The sequence below is a fragment of the Cedecea neteri NBRC 105707 = ATCC 33855 genome (assembly GCF_001571265.1).
GTDB lineage: Bacteria > Pseudomonadota > Gammaproteobacteria > Enterobacterales > Enterobacteriaceae > Cedecea > Cedecea neteri.
Window position 1 is genome coordinate 13,612 of record NZ_BCTL01000008.1, and the last position, 18,735, is coordinate 32,346.

Consider the following 18,735-nt stretch of genomic DNA (forward strand, 5'->3'; position numbering starts at 1 on the left):
ATTTATACCTAATCAGCCGGATGGCAACATAGCCTCTCACACAACAGGAGAGCCGCTATGCCCGCTGACTGGATAACCACCCTTGATACCCCTTTTTTACTGATTGAGAAAAGCAAATACCTGCGCAACATTGAGCGGCTTTATTCCCGCGTTGACGCCCTGGGAAGCGTGGTCCGGCCGCACCTTAAAACGCTGCGTTCCATTGAGGCCGCACGTTTCCTGCTTAAGCAAAATGATTCCCCGGCCACTGTTTCCACGCTCGCCGAAGCGGAAGCCTTTGCCGCAGCGGGCTACACCAATCTGCTTTACGCCGTGGGCATCGCGCCCCACAAACTTCCCCGCGCTGCGGCGCTGATGGCTAAAGGCGTGAACCTGCACATTCTGCTCGACAGCGAGCCGCAGGCTACCGCCGTGGCTGAATACGGCCAGGCGCACGGCTTCGCGTTTTCGGTCTTTATCGAAGTGGATTGCGACGGCCACCGGGGCGGATTGCCGACGCACAGCGACGAACTTTTGACGCTGGCCCGCATCATTGAGGCCAGCGGCTCGAGTCTGACCGGGCTGCTGGCTCACGCCGGGGAATCCTATAGCTGCCGCACGGACGAAGCTATTTTGGCCGCCGCCCGAGCCGAGTGCGCCGCGATCAAAACAGCCGGTGAACGCTTACGCACACACGGTTACGCCTGCCCGGTGTTAAGCGTGGGCGCCACGCCGACGGCCCACTTTGCGGACGATCTTACCGGCATCAGTGAAGTCAGGGCCGGAGTGTTTACCACCTTCGACCTGGTGATGAAAAACGTCGGTGTCTGCCGCCTGGAGGATATTGCGATTAGCGTCGTCGCCACGGTGATCGGCCACAACAGGGAGAAAGGCTGGGTATTTATCGATGCAGGGTGGATGGCGCTCTCCCGCGACAGGGGCACGGCATCCCAAAACCAGGATTTCGGCTACGGCCAGGTCTGCTGCCTAAGGGGCGATCCCTACGAAAATCTGCTGGTCACCACCACCAACCAGGAGCACGGAATTATTGCCCTGCCGGAAGCGTCAGCCTTTACCGTCGATGATTTCCCCGTCGGCAGCCGGGTACGCATTTTGCCCAACCACGCCTGCGCCACCGCCGCCATGCATCAGCAATATCAGGTTCTGAGCGAAGATGGCGAAGGGCACGAAGTCTGGCAGCGGATCGTCGGCTGGTAAGACGGCGGCAGGCCAGCAATAATGCGGGCCTGCCTGCGCGGCTAACGCGGTTTGACCACCAGCAAAGTGTGGAACCCCGGCGTTTTTATCACACGGTCGATGCGTAAATCCGCCTGCTCAAGAAGCTGCCGGTACTCTGCCTCGCTGCGTTCCCGACCGCTCAGGAAGGTCAGCATCACCAAATCAAGAAACTTGGCGTAATCAGGCTGGTTATTGCCGGTAAGCAGATGTTCAAATATCAGCAGTTGCCCGTCGGCGTGCATCGCCTGACGGCACTGGCTAAGGATCAGCCGCGCCTGTTCATCTGACCAGTCGTGCAAAACGTGGCGCAGGATGTAGGTATCCGCTCCGGCAGGAATATGACTAAAGAAATTGCCGCCTTGCCACGACAAACGCGGGTTTAGCCTGTCAGCCCGCTTTTCCACTTCGGCAATCACTTCCGGTAAATCGAAAATCGTCCCCTCAAGCTGCGGGTTTGCGTCCAGAATGCCCGACAGAAATGCGCCCAGCCCGCTGCCAATATCAAACAGCTTTCCGGCCTGGCTGAAATCAAACGCCGCCAGTGCATCTTCGATGCCTGAAGCCGAATATGAGGTCATCGCGCTGGCAAACACGTTTCTGGCCTCAGGTTGCTGGCCCAGATAGTCGAAAAATGATTGCCCATAGATTTTATCAAATACCGGGCCGTCTTCCGCCAGCGCTACGTCAAGCTGTTCAAAGCAGCGGTTAACTTGCTCCGAGCCCATAAAGCAGGCCCAGCCGTGCAGAGAGTCTGGTCTGTCCGTCACCAGCATCGCGCTGAGCGGCGTGTTGCGGTAGCCCTCTTCGCTTTCGCAAAAGATCCCACAGCTGGCTAACGCGCGCAGCAACCGCCTGAGCGCCTCGGGACGGCACCGGGCTTGCTCAGCCAGGCTCGCCAGAGTCAGCGTTTGCTCGCCTATAATATCCGCCAGCTTCAGGCGCGCAGCAGCGGTAAGGGAGTGTACTAACAGAGACTGCATGCCTAACAGCGCAAGAAGCTTATTACGCGGCGTGGAATGCATCGGATCGATAAACGGTTGCCCGGCACTCTGGTCGTTTGCCACAGGGAAGTTTACGAGTGTGTCGCTCATAGAGAATTAGCCTGAAAGAATGCAGAAAGCGTGGGTGAAATGGCTCGTTGAGGCCGGAAAGCACTTAAGAAGCCGTGGAGCTGCTTATCCTTGCGTGGGAAAAATCCTGGGCAAATAAACGCCGCGCCAACTGGCTAAAAATAGTTTTAAAAGAGATGGTTACGAACGTGTTGATCGGCGCTGGCGACAAGCTATATCACGTCGAGCGCAGTGGATAATAGCGTTTGCTTATGCTTTGGGACAAAGCTCAGCATTGCTTCGCCTAAAAGAAGGGGCAGCAAGCGCAGGATAGCCTGCGCACTTTTTAAGCGCTCGTGGTACGATAGAACACATTCATTGAAAGGTTAATCATCATGTCTTTTATCGATTACGCAATGAAGCTCCTCGCCGGGGGGTCGTCAACAACCACGTTTACCTGCCCCGTATGTGGCTTTAAATCTACTCAACTCCGCTCGAAAATTCGTCTGAAGCAGGCCATGCTTTGCCCCGAATGTAAGTCATTGTTTGTTGCCCCCCGGTGAGCCTCCGGCTGGTTAAAATACTTTGTATTATCTGCCGGCCTCAGGTGAATTAAGCCTCACCTGCTCGGTTGAAAGGTATAAAACCAGCAGCGCCTGCGCCTCGGCGAGCACCGCCTTACGCTCCCCTTCGTTCTGAAGATTGGCCGCCGCCGCGCCTTTGAGCATTTGCAGGATAACAATGGTCATCAGGCCGGCACGTTCGGCGGATAAACCCGGGATCACAATCTGAAGTGCGGTGGAGAACCCGCCGCGCATGGCATCTCTGAACTGGAGCCGGGCCGCTTCATGCTCGCCACGCTCCTCTACCAGCCTCAGGGCAAAGGTTCGCTGGGACTGCAGCGAAAGCACGAAGCGCGTGAACAAGTCCGCTGCCGTGGGGATGTCCACCCCGGTAACGCTTGCTTCCAAAACTTCCAGCCTGTCGATCACTTCCCGGGTGTACTCCAGCAGCAGCGCATCGGCCAGCGATTCTTTATTGGGGAAAAACCGGTACAGCGAGCCGATTGCCGTGCCGGAGCAGGCGGCGATCTCGGTCATGGTCACGGCATCAAAACCTTTCTCGGCAAAAAGTCGAGTGGCGGCTTCAGTTATCGCCGCGACGCGAAGATGCCCGCGGAGGCGTTTAGGTGGCGTAGCCGTTAAGGGCGCTGGTTTTGTCATAAAAATTTTTCGTTTCCATTCGCTAACATTTAATCGCATACATCGATTGAGATATGCGAGGACATCCTCTAGAATCTTGAGTTATGCGAGGACATCCTCTCATAACTTAACTCTCCCTGAGTTTAAGCCACGACGCCGGCGCGAGCCAGCTTAAACCGAATATTCTTCCGCGCTGCGGGCGGCTATACAATGATGAAGAAACAAGATCCTGCTAAATCCAACGGTGACCGCCTGCTGCCCCCCCAGCGTATGCAGTGGAGTACGCTGATTATTGCCACCGCGCTTTTCGGCGGGCTGCTCACCTGGCTGAATATTCCGGCCGCTCTGTTGCTGGGGCCGATGGCCGCCGGGATTGTCGTCTCCCTCAACGGCGCAAAAATTCAGCCCAACGGCACGCTGTTTCTCATCGCCCAGGGCATCATCGGCGGCATGATTGCCAGCAAAATGCCCCGCAGCCTCGCCGACACCTTTAGCGCTCACTGGCTGCTGTTTATCGTCTGCGTCTTTTCGGTGATTTTTATCTGTATGCTGCTCGGCTGGATATTGACCCGTATGCGCATCCTGCCCGGCACCACCGCGCTCTGGGGATTAAGCCCCGGCGCCGCAACGGCCATGACGCTGATGGCCGAAGCCAACGGCGCGGACACACAGCTTGTCGCCGCCATGCAATATCTGCGCGTGATCATGGTGGCAAGCGTCGCTTCCGTGCTGATGAAAGTCTCAGGCGAGCACGTCCCTGCCACATCGGCGGCGATAGATCTTTTTGCACACGGCTCTTACGTTGCGATGGCAGAAACCTTTGGGCTTATCGCCTTCGGCTGCATCGCAGCCAGACTGCTGCGCCTGCCTGCCGGGGCGCTGCTCATCACCCTGGTGGCCGGCGTGGTGCTCTCGCAGAATAACTGGATAGAGATAGCCCTGCCGCAGTGGGTGTTGGTGCTGGCGTACACTATTGTCGGCTGGCGTATTGGGCTGAAATTCACCCGCCCGCTGTTAAAACATGCCGCCCAGGTGCTGCCCCGCATCGCGGTCAGCATTGTGATTCTGATTGCTCTTTGCGGGGTGATGGCGGCCTGTCTGGTGGTCGTGGCCGATATCGACCCGCTCACCGCTTATTTAGCTATGAGCCCGGGCGGCGCGGATTCGGTAGCGATTATCGCCGCCTCCAGCAAGCATATCGACATCGCCTTTGTGATGTCGATGCAGATGACCCGGTTCCTCATCCTGGTCGCCTTCGGGCCGATTATCGGCAATATCATGAGGCGGCAGGCTAAAAAACAAACGGGCGCATGATACGCCCGCCCGCCGAGGCCTAAACAGGATCCTCTGCCGCAAAGTCCGCCTCGCTCTCTGCCCGATTGTTTTTAAGATCGATTATCTGTCCGATCTGGTCGTGATAAACCGTGAGCTGGTTGTACTGGCTCATCTCTGAAACGAGCTGCGTCGACAGGTTAAAACTACGGGCCAGCTCGCTAAGCTGAAACGGGCTGTGCTCGTCGTGGTATCGGTCGCTGTACCGGCGCAGGCTGTACTGATACCAGAGGATCAGCAGCCAGCCGTTTATGGCCGCAATCAGCAAATACAACAGCACGGAGCCGAGCGACTGGGCGACGATTTCCCCGCGCTGGTCGGGCAATAACATCAGCTGAAGCAGCAGGTTTTTCCACACAAAATACAGAAATCCGGCCCAGGCAGCGGCGGTTATCAGGCCGTCAAACAGACGCGGCCCCAGTCGGTCTTCGGTCAATATCAGCGTGTTGGTCTGCATCATATTCTTCCTTTTCCACGGTCAGGACTTACCCAGCGCGCGCGGGCGCGGCGGCGTTTTAGCATCACTTTCGGGAACGACACCAGGGTGGTAAACAGGCCGATCATCCAGTACATCAGAGGGAACCAGACAATCCAGAACAGCGATCCGGCTATCCGCTTTTCATAACGCCGCTCGATGAACAGGCTGACCAGGAACTGCATCAGGCACATCACCCCCAGCAGCAGCCCGGTAAATTCCGGTGGAAAGAGCGTTTCAACCATCAGGTTTGCCGGCAACGTCGCCAGATGGCTGGCAATAAACAGCAGGATGGTTATCGCATAGGCGAAGGCCCACACCGTCGACAGCACGTACTCCATAAACAGCGGCCACATCCGCCGGTGCTCCCAGCGGAACAGCCGACGCAGGTTGACCAGGAACACTTCCGCCCCGCCCTGCGCCCAGCGCAGCCGCTGCTTCCACAGCCCTTTGAGCGTTTCCGGCATCAGGATCCAACACAGCGCGCGCGGCTCAAAATAGAGCGTCCAGTGATGCAGCTGCAGTTTCCAGCTGATATCAATGTCTTCAGTGATCATGTCCGGGCTCCAGTAGCCCACGTCCGCCAGCGCCTGGCGGCGAAAGGCGGCAATCACGCCGGAAACGGTAAACACGCGGCCATAAATGCGTTGGGTGCGTTTAATCAGCCCAATTATCGAAGAGAATTCGCCGACCTGGATACGACCAATCAAATTCGAGCGGGTACGGATCCGCGGATTCCCGGTAACGGCGCCCACGTTCGGGTGGCGAATCAGAGGCATCACAAGATAAGCCGCCGTGTCCCGCTCCAGTAAGGCATCCCCGTCGATGCACACCAGCAAATCTCCGCGCGCGGCGGCGGCCCCGGCTTTGAGTGCCACAGCTTTGCCCTGATTAGCGGCCAGATGAATCACCCGCAGCTTCGGGTATTCCTGCGCAAGCTGGTTCAGGATCTCGGCTGTGTTATCGCGCGAGCCATCATTGATGGCGATAACCTCGATGTTGCTATAGCGCTGGGCCAGCGCAGCCTCTATCGTTTCACGGGCATTTTTGCCTTCGTTAAAACAAGGGATAAGGATAGAGATCAGCGGATTGCCTTCCAGCTGCGGCGGCGGCACTTCTTTGCCCCATGGCCAGTGGCGCTCCAGCCGGAACCAGAAATAGAGCCCGCCGGTCATCCACAGCACCGACATGAACAGCGGCCAGAAGAACACGAAGTCGAGCAGGATTTTCCCGGTAAACACCGCCGCCATGCCGAGCGGCAGCCCAAAGACCAGGCCCAGAATCAGCAAGGAGAGAAGACGATCAGTCATTGTTTGGGTACCAGTAAGAGGAAATTTCAGGCCTGATGTGCGAGATATCGGGCTGGTTATTGATGAAGTCATCCGGGTAGTAGCCGTAATGCTTCACGCCATTCAGCTGCAGCAACTGCATCCACTCCACGAGCTGTTTATCGGCGATGCCTTTCTGCGTTTTGTGGTTCCAGTCGCGCGCCTGAAGCTCAAAAATGGTTTTATTCATTGCCGAAGGCTTCACCGCCACGGCCTTTATTAGTCGTTCCAGCCAGCTATTGCTCTCTTCGAGCGGCACGGACTCCATCAGCGGCATCGCCATCGGCACCGTCCAGTCGTAGGCCGCCAGAAAATCGTCAATGTTCTGGGCGAACCACGCCTCGCTTTCTGGCTCCAGAATCGGCAGCGCAAAGATATTTCGGGCGGTTTTTATCTGCGGGCCACGAATGTTGCGCACCGCGTCGGTCAGCGTGCGGGTGAACTCAATCAGCGTCTGGCTTTTAAAGCGCGTCCAGCGCTGAAGTTCAGCCGGGTTTTGATGAATGTCGCCGATGTTTCCCTGGAATCCCGCCTGCCGGTATGCGGTCATGGCGTCCGGCCCGGCATCCTCAAAGTCCGTGAGCAGCGCGTCGTCATGGAAAAGAATGCCGTCAAACATCGCATGCCGGGCGAGATCTTCATAGATGTCGACAATCTGATGCCGAACCTGCCGGTTCCACGGAGAAAGTCGCAGATAAGGGCTGGTGGCACGATGCGTTTTCCCGCTGGCGGCGTCCCAGCTTTGCACCCTGGGCAGCGCGGCGTTCAGATCAAAAGAGAGCACCGGCAGCCAGGCGAACACTTTGGCATCGCCTCGGGTGCGCAGTTGCCACGCGACGAAGTTAAACAGGTCGGCGCGCATCGGCAGCCAGCGGTTGGGAAAATAGAGCGACTTGATATTGCCGTCGCCAAGCGTGTCAGAGAACGCCTGCAAAAAGACATGACTGATTTTCATGTCATACACCCGCTGCACCAGCGCATCGATATTCTTCGCCTGCTGAACCGGGTTCGGGTCGTAGACGTAGTCGAGATCTACATGCATAACGCGCACCGGATCGGGCTCCCGGACGCGGCTCACCATGCTGGCGAACGCCTTGAGCGTTGGGTTACCGGCTATCAGCACGCGCGGGATGTTGTCCAGATCGCGGGCGTCAGCGAGGCCATCATTCAGCGTGAACGCCATCTGGTAACCCTGCTTTTTGAGCACGCTAAGTGAGGTGCCGTTGGCCGCGCCATAGGGCCAGACCCAGGTGCGTGGAGCCTTGCCGCTGACCTGCTCTATTTTGCGACTGATTTGGCGCACGTCGGCATCAATCCGGCGGGTGAACTGCTCGTCGCTTTCATACTGGCCGGTGAGTTTATTCCACGCCCGGTTGGCTACCGCTGGCTCACGGCTGCCCTGAGGATTCGCTGGAATACCGTAATGTGAAGCCCAGGTGTGCGAACCGATCTCAACCAGCGGGGACTGGCTAAGCTCGCGCACCATATCCCAGGTGGCAAACTTATCGCGGGCGGTCATCAGCCCGCCGAAATCCACTTTCTTCCCAGGCGGGGTGTCCACCCAACTGCCGACAGGTGCCCAGAGCGCGGGCACATTATAAGCCTTGAGCAGCGGCCACACGCGGGTGTAAAAGCTGCTGTATCCGTCATCGAAGGTGAGCAAAAACGCTTTTGCCGGAAGCTCACTTCCGCCGCGATGGGCGTCCAGAATCTCCTGCACGCCTACCGCCCGGTAGCCGTTCTGCAACAGCCAGCTGATTTGCTCGTTAAGGGCGCTGGTGCGCACCGCCAGATAACGCTGATCGGGGTCGCTGTCTTCAACGTCATGGTAAGCCAGCACCAGAAAATGGTTCTTCGGCCAGGGCCGATTGACTTCAGGCAAAGGCCGCTCTTTCGGCGGCAGAAAATGAATCTCCTGCGCGCACAGGCCAGAAAAAGTCAATAACCAGCCAAAAACGATCAGGCCGAGACGAAAACTGTTGGTCAGCATGTTTGTCCTTAAAATCGTAAATTCGCATCAAAAGCGACGGCGAGATGAGTTTCCCGCTTGCCGTCCCAGGGCCGCTTTTCCCAGTTCAGCATGGCCCCGGCGTCGAGGACGTTGTTCCACTGGATACGCTGGCCATATCCCAAGGTTGTCATCGCCCCTGCCCCGTAATTTTTTTGTCGGTAAATGCCCGCCCCGGCGCTAATCTGCTGGCTCCAGACGGTGTCATAGCGCTGATACATCACATGATTAACGGCGAGCGTCGGCGCGGCGGATAAGTCCCATTTCGGGCTGTAATACACCGTGTCGGTCTTGCTGTTGGTGCTGTAAGCCACGCCGGGCTGCAGGTCGAGCGAGATCCGCGCCGTCTGCCACAGCCGCTCTTTGCCCTGTAAGGTATATTCCTGGCGGTGGTTATGGTCTGAAAACCAGCTGGTCGCGGTCCCCAGGTATTCCCGCCGTTCATTTTGATGCCAGCGCACCCACAGGTTGGCCTGATTCGCGCTTATCCCATTGCGCAAAGCCCGCAGCGGCGTTGCCCGAGCCAGACGTTCAACCTCGCCCCCCACCCGCCAGCCGTCGCTGAAGCTGTGCCAGGCCGAGACGCGGCCGCCCGGCTCATTGCCGCCGTTGAAGTTGTTGTTCGCCAGTTCAAGCTCGACCCAGCTATTGCGCGGCCGCCACTCTATTCCCCCAAACACGCTGCGGCTGGATCCCTTACCTTCTTCAAAGCGCCCGCTGTTAAAACGGTGGCCGCCAAACAGCCGCCAGCTGTCGGCCACGGGTGGGCCATAGACGGCCATATCCCAGTTAAAATCGTGTGCGCCGCTAACGGGCGTATCAGAGTGGATCCCCTGCTGGCCGTTAATTCGCAGTTCGGACATCCGGTGAACATCCCGCGAGCGGTTCAACCGCTGAGAGCCGATATCCAGCGGGGCGCGCCGCATCACATCGTCGGTCAACAAATCCATTTGCCGCCACTCGTGAAGATCCTGCGAGATATAGGCCTGCTGCCGCTCAAGCTCAAGATTCGACGGCTCGAACACTTCCGCTTTTTTAAGCTCTCGCTCGGCGGCCAGCGGCAACCCGCGCGCCTGCAGAACCCTGGCATAATCGATACGTAATCCCTGATTACCCGGCGCGGTTTTGGCCAAGCGTTGAGACAGCGCCTGTGCTTCTGGCAGCGCGTCAGTGGCTAAAAGATATTGAACAGCGAGCGTTTTCGCCTCCAGCCAGCGGTCATTCGGCTGGGGTGCCGGGAAGCCCGACACATAGCGACGATAGGGCGTTACCCGATTGAGGTTTTGCAAATACCGACCTGCGGCGTCGTACTGGCCGCTGTCCAGCAAGGCATAAAACATCGCCTGCTCGTTCTCATTGCCCGCGCCGCTGAACAGCTGCGGCGTTAACGCCTGCGCGCTTTCTACCTGTTTTTCTGCCAGGTAAGAAGCAATCACCCAGCGTAAAGCCCAGGGCGGAACGCGCACGTTTTCTGCGGCCAGGGCTTCATATTCCTGAATGACTTTTGGGTAATAATTGTGGGCGTAGAGTGCGCCAAGCCTGTCTATTCGCGCCCGCGAAATGTCCTGCTGAGCCTGCGAATCGCTGCGCCATTTGGCGAGTAAGGCGTCGTAGCGATCCAACGCCCGCCGCGCGACGGTGAAGCGCGCTTTTTCCTCCCCCGGAGGGATTTCAGCGATACGCACCATTTCGGCCGCCGCATTCACCTCCAGGTTTCTGCGATCGGATGCCGGGAGTTCCGCTTCGTTAGCTAACGCCAGCGCCGGGGTATTCACCCTGTTTACGGTCAGGCTGGCTATCAGGTTTTGCAGCGCGGTTTTATTCCCTGGCGCAAGTGCCAGGGCTCGCGTGTCGCTTAGCAACTGGTCCCAGGTCTTTCCCAGCCGCAGATAGACATAAGAGAGCGTCTGTAAATGTGCGAGGTCGGGCTTTTCCTCAACCAGACGCAGCGCCTCTTCTCTCGCCTGCCAGCGCTTTTGGCCGTCGGCCAGTGTTTTAATTTGCCCAATGCGGTAATCATCATTGCCGGGTGAAAGCCTAAGCGCTTCTTCCCAGAGAGAAAGTGACTCCGTCCAGCGCTTTAAATTACGCAGAGATTGCGCGGTAGCAGCCAGCCCGCGAGCCGGGATGGAAATACGCCGCTGATAACGCTGCCAGACGCTGACTACCTCATCATCACGCCCTGCCCAGGAGGCGACCTGAAGCCAGTCCGCCACCTGCTCCGGGTTAAGTCCCCTGACCTGCTCCTCATGCCTAAGCGCATCCAGCAGAGGGCGATAATCTCCGCCGCGAGCCTGTAATACCTGCCTGTCATATGGCGATGTTGCCCCCATTCCTTGCACCGAAAACAACCCTGGCATGACTAAAAATAGCGATAACTTCACGCCACGATAAAAGAATAAATTATTGATACTCAGCCGTTGTCCCATAAATATCTATTATTCCATTATGAATGAGCATGGTTCACTCTCCGCGTTTGAATACCGAAAACCGGCATCAGCGGAAGGAAATTGACACAGAAAAATGCCCTCTGACGTTAAAGAGCTTTATTGCAATAGAGTCGACAGCAGGAATGATAAGTCACTGACAATAACTTTGTGAATACAATAAGCAGGTCACAAAGATGCTTTTAAGAATACTCCGCATTGGATTTTCAATAATGTAAAAACCATAATGCGTAGCCATGTAAGACATTGATTATAAATACAAATAAAACCACCTTGCTGCTTATAAATGATATTCATGTTGCGATTCCCGGTATTTCTCGGCGTGTTTCCCTGTGCTGATCAGGAGGTTTCCTGGCAAAGAATCCTAATTTCCATTTCAGCGCCTTTTTTCTTATTCCTTTTTATTTATAATTCTCCTTGCTGATAATAAAGAAGGACAGCCCTGCATTTACATCTCATCCATAAAAAGACTTCCCGCCTAACTTACCTAAAAGTTAGTTAGCTCATTTTTAAATGGAATAGTAGAAATACGCTGTGTTCGCGCATGCCCCAGGCTCAATGGATATGCATTCAGGATTTAAGTGATATTAAAGGGATATGCTGCGGTGAATGCGACAATTTTGATAACCCAGGATCGCTATCTTTACCAGGGAATAAAAGGCTACTTTCCCGACCTCATTCTGTTGTGTTCCGTGGAAAGAAGGAGTTTTAGCTTTGGCTACGAGGAGTACGCCGTGCTGGTCGATAGCCGGCTGCCGCTGGTGCAGTGGGAAAACATCATTACCAGCGCAGAAAAGGCCGACACGCCCGTGCTCTGCATCATGCTTGATATGCGCCACAGCGAACTCTCCCCGCTCAGGCTCAAGTGGAGTCTCGATATGTCGATGTCGCACGCGGACGTGGAAGCCCTGTTCACGCTGCTGCAAAAGGTGAAAATCGACCGCCAGGCCAGGGAATGGTTTTACGACATGCGCCTTAGCCAGGACGAACGCACGATGATGGCTTTGCTGAGGAAAGGATTGCCTATGGAAGCCGTGGCTGAAAAACTCAATACGTCGCTGAAAAGCCTGTATCGCAGGCGAACCGAGCTTTACGAAAGGCTTGGGCTGAGCAACTTTAACGAGGCCTGCCTGCTCATTTTTACCGACGAAGAGCAAAACTATCCGTAGCTCAGGCGGCGGTTACGCTGGGGTAGCAGCCGCCCGTCTGACTTAGGATTGCTGCAGCGGCAATGTAGTCATGCAGGTCTGGCTATCATCAAAGGTGGCAAAAGCTGAATGTGCGGCGCGGCCCTGATAGCTGACGCTGACGGTCCCTTCGATATTACGCGGCAGCCAGACACCGATAAAGCCGTTCTGCTGGCTGGTAAGCGTTTTATTCAGGATAACGTTGCCCGTTTTATCGGTAATCTTGACCTCAAAAGGCGTATTGGCCAGCTCGCCCTGGCAGCCGGAAAGGCTGTGGTTAAAGCAAGGGTGCGTTTGCTGCAGGTATGGCGCAAACGACAGGTAGAACTTCTCCCCCAATGGATAGCTAAACTTCTGCTGCCCGTCCGAAAGCACCAGCGCGCGGCTGGTGATCCCGGCACTGTAGCCCAGCGGGCGAGCCTGCGGGGACTGGTCGATAGCCTCAACCAGTTGCTCAACCGTTTTTCCCGCCAGCCCGTGTTTCGCCAGAAAAGCATTTGCTTCAGGGGTTGAAGCTACGGCGGAGCCGCTCAGGGCCAATGCCAGTAACGCAGTAATCATGCCTGTTTTCATTATTTATCCTTCCACAGAGTAAGGTTTAACAATCACTGGCGCGAACGTTACACCTTCCCCCAAGGGGAAGGTCAAAGGTCTGGCGGTATAGAAAGGTAAAGCCATGTATTTATTATGCTTTAATTGATTTTAATCAATTTCATCTGAAACCTTTGACGAGAAAGATTCCAGCTATACCTAGTCCATTTGAGTATCGAAGATCAGCGTGACGTCCCCTTTCCAGACCGATCCGGGGGATTTCATCATTGTTTCAACGCCGGGTTTCCGGACCTTGAAGTCAACCTGCGAGCGGCGCTGGTATACAATCTCTCCAGGAAAGGCAATGACATGTCCCGCGGGCGATGAATCCATCAACAGATTTCTGACTTCACTTCCACTCTCCGTTTTATAACCCGGCAATGTGAGAGCAACCTCCAGCGGAATATCCTCTCCGGTGCCTTCATTTCTTAGCCCACATCCCGCCCCGGAAGGAATGGTGCATGTCATGTTTACGGTGAAACCGGAAGACGATGACAGCGTGAAAGGCACCTCTTTCCTGAGCGAGTCCGGCACACGGCCGCCGTTTCTCCACTGGCCCCAGCCCCCTTTTGGGGCAAGGCTGACATTTTCGGTTCCGGGCGCAAAGTTAAGATAGAAAGCATGGCTGACAGTCGCCTTGATATTTATTTTGATTTCACTGTCGGAGGTCTCCAGGGCATTAAAGTTAATATCGCCGCCATCACCCACAGAATAAACCACTTCCCCTTCGTACTCCCCCGAAGGAATACTTAATGGATTGGGCACCATTAATGTGTAGCCAAAACTAAAATTGTCAATTCGGACGTCCCCTTTAAAGGGACGGCCATCATTAAGTTTCTTGTAGCAACTAACATTTCGTGCGGGCAATCTCCACCCATGCTTATAATAAACTGCACTAGCGCCCCCAGAACCCTGCAATCCATAACAGCCACCCGAAGGCTGAGTACCTGTATTAGACATCGCGGAACCGAGATGGCCGCTGGCATTATCTAATCGGTTATGCTGCATACCAAAAAGAGTAAGGCGAAATATCCCCGTAATCATTTTCCCTGTTTTAATATCCTTTAATGTCACCTCCTTTCCTCTACCATCGAGTGAGATTGAGGTGTGATGACTGATCAAATCCGGGGAACTGCTATCAAAATATTTTCTCGCTGTTAGGTCAGGAATCAAAATACTGAACTCATCGCTACGGCAGAATGTTAAAAAATCAACACAAAACCCCGAAACTGGCGTGGTGTTCACAAAATTATTCTTCTGCGGCTGCTGCAGGTCGGCAATAAACTCGGTAGTCACATCCACCGTGGCCGAGTTCGCTTTTGGTACTATGGCCAGGAAAAGCAGCGCGGACAGGGCAATTTTTTTTCTTGTGAAATATATTAATTTAATAACATCCTGCTGCCAGATTTTCATTATATGTCCTTATTATTGGCTGCCGTGCGGGAAGCTGCTTCTGTATTGCCCGCCAGCGGCAAGCCGTCGCAGGTCAGGTTGCCGAGAAAAATTATCTCTGCCTGGGTTTTCTGTGTCGTTGGATTCAGACGAATTTCACACTGGGATATCGACCGGTGCTCCACGGCCAGTACCGGATTGTTTTCGTGCACTTCAAGGGTGAACAACCCGTCAGGCTCTGTGACCGTTCTGCCCGCATGGTTCACTACGTGGGCACCGCCCAGGGCATGTCCGTCCCCGTCCACCAGACGCCCCATCACCGTCATCGTCTTCATCACTTTCACGGTATGGGCACTGACGCCGCCGCGAATATGCTGGTAGTTCAGGTATTCTGGTTCAACTTTCAGCGCAGGGGCTTCCGTACCGGGGAAGTCAATCTGCACGGTACCCGGTTTCCAGGCATCGACGGGGATGAAGTTCCTGCCCGGTTTGAGCGGTGCAGCGCCGCCGGGATAGAGCGCCACCAGCTCAGCGTTTTTATCGTCGGATGACACATCAATTATCATGCCGCCACCCTGGTAGTTTGCCGCCTGTTTTGACATCACGGCGTGCCCTCCGCCAATGGCCAGCAGGCTGCCGGTATTAATGCCGCCCGACAGGCTGCTGTTAAGCGTCGAACTCTGCCCCCAGAACGAGCCAGCCAGCACCGGCGTGTCAAACTGGTTATAGGTACTGAAGCCCGCGCCGTGACGGTCCGCCGTCACCGTGGCCGTGGTCATTTTAACCGGCCCTTTATCCCAGGTCTGATTGACCGAGGCCGAGGTATACAGGTCACGGCTGCCGTTTGAGTCGGTGCGGCTGCCGAGGCTAATGTTCCCGCTACGTTTTTCGCCGCCCAGCGCAAAGCTGGCGGAAAGGCTCACGCCCCGGTTACGCAGAGAGCTGGTATTGCCGTAGGGCCGGTCAAAGGCGGCAAGTCGCCAGTTAATCGCGTTCCCCGCCAGCGTGGTGCGGGTATTAAAGCCCACGTCTGCCCCGATGCCGTTATTGCGACTTCTGTGCGTCAGCCGTGCGTTAAGACTGTTTTCACTGTTAAAACGCCAGGTGGTAGAGAGTGTGCTGCTGTGATCGATCGACGGCCTTGTAGTGTACCTGTAGGGTTCATCTTCACTGCGATACCAGCTGCGGCTGTGGCTCAGGGCCACGTTGCCCTGGGCGTGGGTCCATATCCCCTGGGTATCAAACCCGTAGCCCGTGATATTGCTGCGCCAGACATTGCCGTATATCTGAACCGGCTCGGCCGCCTGCCAGTCCAGCGACACGCCGGTCTGCCGCTCTTTACCCGTTTTCTGCACGGCCATGCCCACCGTCGCCAGTGGATGCAGCAGCCAGTTGACGCTGGCCCCGGCCGCCAGGTCGCCCTCATTGTCACGTTTGTCGCTGTTCCACAGCGTTTGCTGCTGCCCGGCGAACAGGTTGTAGCGCAGCCTCTGCCCTGGAGTACGCCAGCGCGTGGGCTTGTTAATGGTTTCCGTCACCCGGCTGCTTTCCCGCCCATCTTCCATGATGCGGATCTCAACCTCATAAATACCCGATGGCAGCGGCACGGTGTCCAGCATCTGCAGGCCAGGTTGTACAGGCTGCGAGTTTAGCAGGGTGCCATCGCGATAAATTTCGGCCACGCCTTCCCGGTTCGCGGTCACATAAAGAGGATAAAGCGCGGGGATATCTCCGCCCTTCAGCAAGGCGTCACTGCTGCCCGCCATCATGCCCGCTAGCGTGCTGATGCCGTTACCCGGCGTATAGGGCTGGCGCAGCAGGCCCTGGCTGTCCGGCGTGAACAGACCCGCGCGGAGAAAGTGTTGCTGAAATTCACGTTGAGCGTAGAGAGAGGTCATTGCATGGCGGGAGTAACTCCCCTGTCCGTCGCTCCGGGTCTGATCCTGCTGAAACTGGCTGGTGACCGTCCAGCTCCCCAGCGCGGCTTCGAGGCCTCCGTTCCAGCTCATCGTGGACTGTTTCTGGCTACCGCTGAGGTTGAGTTGGTTATTCAGCAGTAATCCTGAATCTCCGCCTCCAGGCAGTGCGTACCAGTAATTCCCCTTTTCATTGCCCGGTTGCTGCGTGAGCAACACAAGGCGGGCATCGCTCAGGCTGTAGTCCGCCGCCAGCAGCCCCGGCGGACAATCATGCTGGCTACACTCCCCCAGCGTGACAAAGTTGCTGAATGACTTTAACCAGCGCTGGCGCTCGGCTTCCCCATACTCGCTGTCGCCGCTGTCGGTAAAGTGAATAATCCTGGCCCGGTTATCCTCCGTCACCATGATCATCGCATCGCCCAGCACCCGGTTATCCAGCATGACACGTGCTGAAAGCGGGGCATTGAAGAAATGTGACCGGAAATCATCCGGCATGGAAGCGGCCTGGCTGACCAGCGTTACCGGTTGCGCCAGCGCATTCGTGCTACTGATAAGCAGCAGCGAGCCCGTCAATGGACGCAAAAAAGACATAATGTCAGACACCTGAAATTAGGTTAACGAAAGGAGGGGAGAAAAGAGACATACCCTCTCTTTTCTCCAGGACATCACGGTAAATAACTGAACGGAACAAAAAGCGGCAAGCGCAGTCCGGTCTTTAGGATCACGGTTTGGCGACGGTATCGAACATCAGGGTTACGTTACCCATATAAGTGCCAGCGGCTGGCTTGCCGCCTGACACCTGGCTCACCGTCATGGTGGCCGTTTTCTCCGTTGCCGCTTCACCTTCGGTATATAGCGTTACCGGTGAGCCAGAGCTAACCGGTAATAACTTGCCGGCAATATTGACCTGGAGGTCGATGGTATCCGTACCGCTGGCCGAGCTGAGGACAGGCTGCCCGGCGAGATAGGCCTGAATGCCCCCACTGTTGTTTTTCATCTGCAGCTGCTGAGAGAACGCATTCAGAGAATCATTAGCCGTGTTCCATGTCATTTGCTGCGTCTGTGCATCCCAGCCGTTAACCGGGGTAACATAAAAATCGGTGGCCGGAATAACGGCCTCTACGTTGAAATTAACCTGTGGAGTGTCAGCGTTAGCCACGGATGCCGCAGCCAGAAGAGCCGCCAGTAAAGTCATTTTTTTTGCGTGCATAGGTAGATCCTTTTAATAATAAATAGAACAACGTTGTTTCAAGTTACAAACCTGATTTCAGCGTCTTTTTTTGACTGCCTTCGGTCAGCGTGTAATGCCAGATTTTTTGCGGCACAATGTCCCGCTCCAGACTCCGGCCTGGTCTTAATTGAATATTGGCGGGGGCGTTACAATTTTTAAGGTTTATATCGCAGGATTTCAGACCCGCAATAACAACAGAGGCGTTACCGTAATTACTGATGCGAAGCGTGTTTCCTTTCTCAGTAATCTGCGTATCAAAATGAACCTTATCAGGCTGAACGGTAACGATGGTGCCAAAGCCGGTCATTACCGCGACACTGGCATTAATGGTACTTTGGTATTTATTGATTTCATCTTTATTGAGTGCAAACTCGTCCATATTCTTTGGCATCACGGGGATATAACGTACGCGATAATAAGCTTCTTTATCACGAGGTCCGGTAATAACCAGCCTGTTGGTTTGCATTCCTCCCGCAGGAATAATTAATCGTGGGGGTGAGGAGATAATCCCCGATCCCTTTCCATTAATAATGGCCTCATTATCAAGTGGAACCTCCTCTGCCGGGGCTTGCCCTTTGTAAACTATTTCACTGACCGTGACGCGCACAAAGGCTGTGGCATCGCCGGTGTTATAAATGCGTTTAGCGAGCGTGTTCTTACCAGAATAAACGTACTCGTTTAACGCCCCTACGTTAATCGCCGGGCCGGCAATCACGGGCGCAGACATAGTTACCAGCGTCAGAGACGCTGCAACAAACAGGATGTTTTTTTTAAGGCACGTCGTTTTGCTGGAAGACATAATAACACCACGGAATAATCTTGAATTTCGAGGTGCATCATCGGCAGATTGCAGCGACCACACAACTCAAACCGCCTTAATTAAGGAAAGAAATAATAAAAATAAGATTAATTAATCATTATTATCCATGGTTAAGTAATTGTTTTTTAATCATAAAAAACGCCACCCACCCCACCAATACAACATATCATCATGCAGATATTAATAATAAAGTGCATTTGGAATAACAAAAACAAGAGGAAAAACACCCCACTCACCAATTCATTACCACAAGCAATAGATTCATTGCGAAAAACAGCCCGTCACTATATTTTAAAATAAAACCAGGAATGATATTTAATTCACAAACGTAGAGGCAGACCTGTTACCAGGGTCTAAGACGCACAAAACATTATTAGCTTTTACATAAAAAACCATCAACCCATATGGTTAAAAACATTTAATCTTTAATTGCACGTTTAATTTACTCACATCACTCCGGAAAGCATTGGCAGGCAGGGTTAATATTATGCCCTACGCCAACGAGATCTAAATCACACTTTTCAGTGAGTTAGCGA

At 54.9% G+C, this 18,735-nt stretch carries 15 protein-coding genes; 4 read left to right on the forward strand and 11 right to left on the reverse strand.

Features of this window, described 5'->3' with window-relative positions:
* Window positions 1-57: 57 nt before the first annotated feature.
* Window positions 58-1,197 (forward strand): DSD1 family PLP-dependent enzyme, encoded by a 1,140-nt coding sequence (locus CNE01S_RS04430; protein ID WP_061273775.1) that lies wholly within the window; start codon window positions 58-60, stop codon window positions 1,195-1,197.
* A 41-nt stretch (window positions 1,198-1,238) separates the two neighbouring features.
* Here the strand turns inward: CNE01S_RS04430 and CNE01S_RS04435 are convergent, their stop codons facing one another.
* Window positions 1,239-2,309, reverse strand: a complete 1,071-nt coding sequence (locus CNE01S_RS04435) for a methyltransferase (RefSeq protein ID WP_061273777.1) — start codon at window positions 2,307-2,309, stop codon at window positions 1,239-1,241.
* A 353-nt stretch (window positions 2,310-2,662) separates the two neighbouring features.
* Here CNE01S_RS04435 and CNE01S_RS25615 point away from each other — a divergent pair, with 353 nt between their 5' ends.
* Window positions 2,663-2,830, forward strand: coding sequence for a YnfU family zinc-binding protein (locus CNE01S_RS25615; RefSeq protein WP_217495787.1), 168 nt, complete (start codon window positions 2,663-2,665; stop codon window positions 2,828-2,830).
* A 27-nt stretch (window positions 2,831-2,857) separates the two neighbouring features.
* On the opposite strand, the gene CNE01S_RS04440 is transcribed toward CNE01S_RS25615, so the two are convergent.
* Window positions 2,858-3,490 carry a TetR/AcrR family transcriptional regulator gene (locus tag CNE01S_RS04440; RefSeq protein WP_061273876.1) on the reverse strand — a complete coding sequence of 211 codons (633 nt, stop codon included), beginning with the start codon at window positions 3,488-3,490 and terminating at the stop codon, window positions 2,858-2,860.
* A 189-nt stretch (window positions 3,491-3,679) separates the two neighbouring features.
* Here CNE01S_RS04440 and CNE01S_RS04445 point away from each other — a divergent pair, with 189 nt between their 5' ends.
* Window positions 3,680-4,783: an AbrB family transcriptional regulator gene (locus tag CNE01S_RS04445; protein WP_245874249.1), complete on the forward strand. Its 1,104-nt coding sequence runs from the start codon at window positions 3,680-3,682 to the stop codon at window positions 4,781-4,783.
* Between the two features lie 19 nt (window positions 4,784-4,802).
* On the opposite strand, the gene pgaD is transcribed toward CNE01S_RS04445, so the two are convergent.
* From pgaD to pgaA, 4 genes are read right to left on the reverse strand one after another with little or no spacing between them, the layout of a single operon-like run.
* Window positions 4,803-5,258 carry a poly-beta-1,6-N-acetyl-D-glucosamine biosynthesis protein PgaD gene (pgaD, locus tag CNE01S_RS04450; protein ID WP_061273779.1) on the reverse strand — a complete coding sequence of 152 codons (456 nt, stop codon included), beginning with the start codon at window positions 5,256-5,258 and terminating at the stop codon, window positions 4,803-4,805.
* A complete protein-coding gene (pgaC, locus tag CNE01S_RS04455; RefSeq protein ID WP_061273781.1) occupies window positions 5,258-6,586 on the reverse strand; it encodes a poly-beta-1,6-N-acetyl-D-glucosamine synthase in 1,329 nt (442 codons plus the stop codon). Before pgaC ends, pgaD begins: the two co-directional genes overlap by 1 nt.
* Window positions 6,579-8,594, reverse strand: a complete 2,016-nt coding sequence (pgaB, locus tag CNE01S_RS04460; protein WP_061273783.1) for a poly-beta-1,6-N-acetyl-D-glucosamine N-deacetylase PgaB — start codon at window positions 8,592-8,594, stop codon at window positions 6,579-6,581. The genes pgaC and pgaB overlap by 8 nt, the downstream gene beginning before the upstream one ends.
* An 8-nt stretch (window positions 8,595-8,602) precedes the next feature.
* Window positions 8,603-11,041 (reverse strand): poly-beta-1,6 N-acetyl-D-glucosamine export porin PgaA, encoded by a 2,439-nt coding sequence (gene pgaA, locus CNE01S_RS04465; protein WP_061273785.1) that lies wholly within the window; start codon window positions 11,039-11,041, stop codon window positions 8,603-8,605.
* A 623-nt stretch (window positions 11,042-11,664) separates the two neighbouring features.
* Here pgaA and CNE01S_RS04470 point away from each other — a divergent pair.
* Entirely contained in the window at window positions 11,665-12,228 is a 564-nt protein-coding gene (locus CNE01S_RS04470) for a helix-turn-helix domain-containing protein (RefSeq protein ID WP_245874253.1), read from the forward strand.
* Window positions 12,229-12,270: 42 nt separating this feature from the next.
* Here CNE01S_RS04470 and cueP read toward each other — a convergent pair whose 3' ends face one another.
* The 5 genes from cueP to CNE01S_RS04495 all read right to left on the reverse strand — a co-directional run bounded on the left by cueP (window position 12,271) and on the right by CNE01S_RS04495 (window position 18,178).
* Window positions 12,271-12,822, reverse strand: coding sequence for a copper-binding periplasmic metallochaperone CueP (gene cueP, locus CNE01S_RS04475; RefSeq protein WP_061273787.1), 552 nt, complete (start codon window positions 12,820-12,822; stop codon window positions 12,271-12,273).
* Window positions 12,823-12,996: 174 nt separating this feature from the next.
* Window positions 12,997-14,250, reverse strand: a complete 1,254-nt coding sequence (locus CNE01S_RS04480) for a hypothetical protein (RefSeq protein ID WP_061273789.1) — start codon at window positions 14,248-14,250, stop codon at window positions 12,997-12,999.
* Window positions 14,250-16,739, reverse strand: a complete 2,490-nt coding sequence (locus CNE01S_RS04485; protein ID WP_245874255.1) for a CS1-pili formation C-terminal domain-containing protein — start codon at window positions 16,737-16,739, stop codon at window positions 14,250-14,252. The genes CNE01S_RS04480 and CNE01S_RS04485 overlap by 1 nt, the downstream gene beginning before the upstream one ends.
* Before the next feature lie 130 nt (window positions 16,740-16,869).
* A complete protein-coding gene (locus CNE01S_RS04490; RefSeq protein WP_061273791.1) occupies window positions 16,870-17,358 on the reverse strand; it encodes a CS1 type fimbrial major subunit in 489 nt (162 codons plus the stop codon).
* Window positions 17,359-17,401: 43 nt separating this feature from the next.
* Window positions 17,402-18,178 carry a hypothetical protein gene (locus CNE01S_RS04495; protein ID WP_061273793.1) on the reverse strand — a complete coding sequence of 259 codons (777 nt, stop codon included), beginning with the start codon at window positions 18,176-18,178 and terminating at the stop codon, window positions 17,402-17,404.
* Between the last annotated feature and the right edge of the window lie 557 nt (window positions 18,179-18,735).

Bases quoted from the DNA above. Each gene is read 5' to 3' on its own strand.
- CNE01S_RS04485 (WP_245874255.1), bottom strand. From the start codon at position 16,739: ATGTCTTTTTTGCGTCCATTGACGGGCTCGCTGCTGCTTATCAGTAGC.
- CNE01S_RS04430 (WP_061273775.1), top strand. From the start codon at position 58: ATGCCCGCTGACTGGATAACCACCCTTGATACCCCTTTTTTACTGATT.
- pgaB (WP_061273783.1), bottom strand. From the start codon at position 8,594: ATGCTGACCAACAGTTTTCGTCTCGGCCTGATCGTTTTTGGCTGGTTA.
- CNE01S_RS04495 (WP_061273793.1), bottom strand. From the start codon at position 18,178: ATGTCTTCCAGCAAAACGACGTGCCTTAAAAAAAACATCCTGTTTGTT.
- CNE01S_RS04435 (WP_061273777.1), bottom strand. From the start codon at position 2,309: ATGAGCGACACACTCGTAAACTTCCCTGTGGCAAACGACCAGAGTGCC.
- CNE01S_RS04490 (WP_061273791.1), bottom strand. From the start codon at position 17,358: ATGCACGCAAAAAAAATGACTTTACTGGCGGCTCTTCTGGCTGCGGCA.
- CNE01S_RS04445 (WP_245874249.1), top strand. From the start codon at position 3,680: ATGATGAAGAAACAAGATCCTGCTAAATCCAACGGTGACCGCCTGCTG.
- pgaC (WP_061273781.1), bottom strand. From the start codon at position 6,586: ATGACTGATCGTCTTCTCTCCTTGCTGATTCTGGGCCTGGTCTTTGGG.
- pgaA (WP_061273785.1), bottom strand. From the start codon at position 11,041: ATGGGACAACGGCTGAGTATCAATAATTTATTCTTTTATCGTGGCGTG.
- CNE01S_RS04480 (WP_061273789.1), bottom strand. From the start codon at position 14,250: ATGAAAATCTGGCAGCAGGATGTTATTAAATTAATATATTTCACAAGA.
- pgaD (WP_061273779.1), bottom strand. From the start codon at position 5,258: ATGCAGACCAACACGCTGATATTGACCGAAGACCGACTGGGGCCGCGT.
- CNE01S_RS04440 (WP_061273876.1), bottom strand. From the start codon at position 3,490: ATGACAAAACCAGCGCCCTTAACGGCTACGCCACCTAAACGCCTCCGC.
- CNE01S_RS25615 (WP_217495787.1), top strand. From the start codon at position 2,663: ATGTCTTTTATCGATTACGCAATGAAGCTCCTCGCCGGGGGGTCGTCA.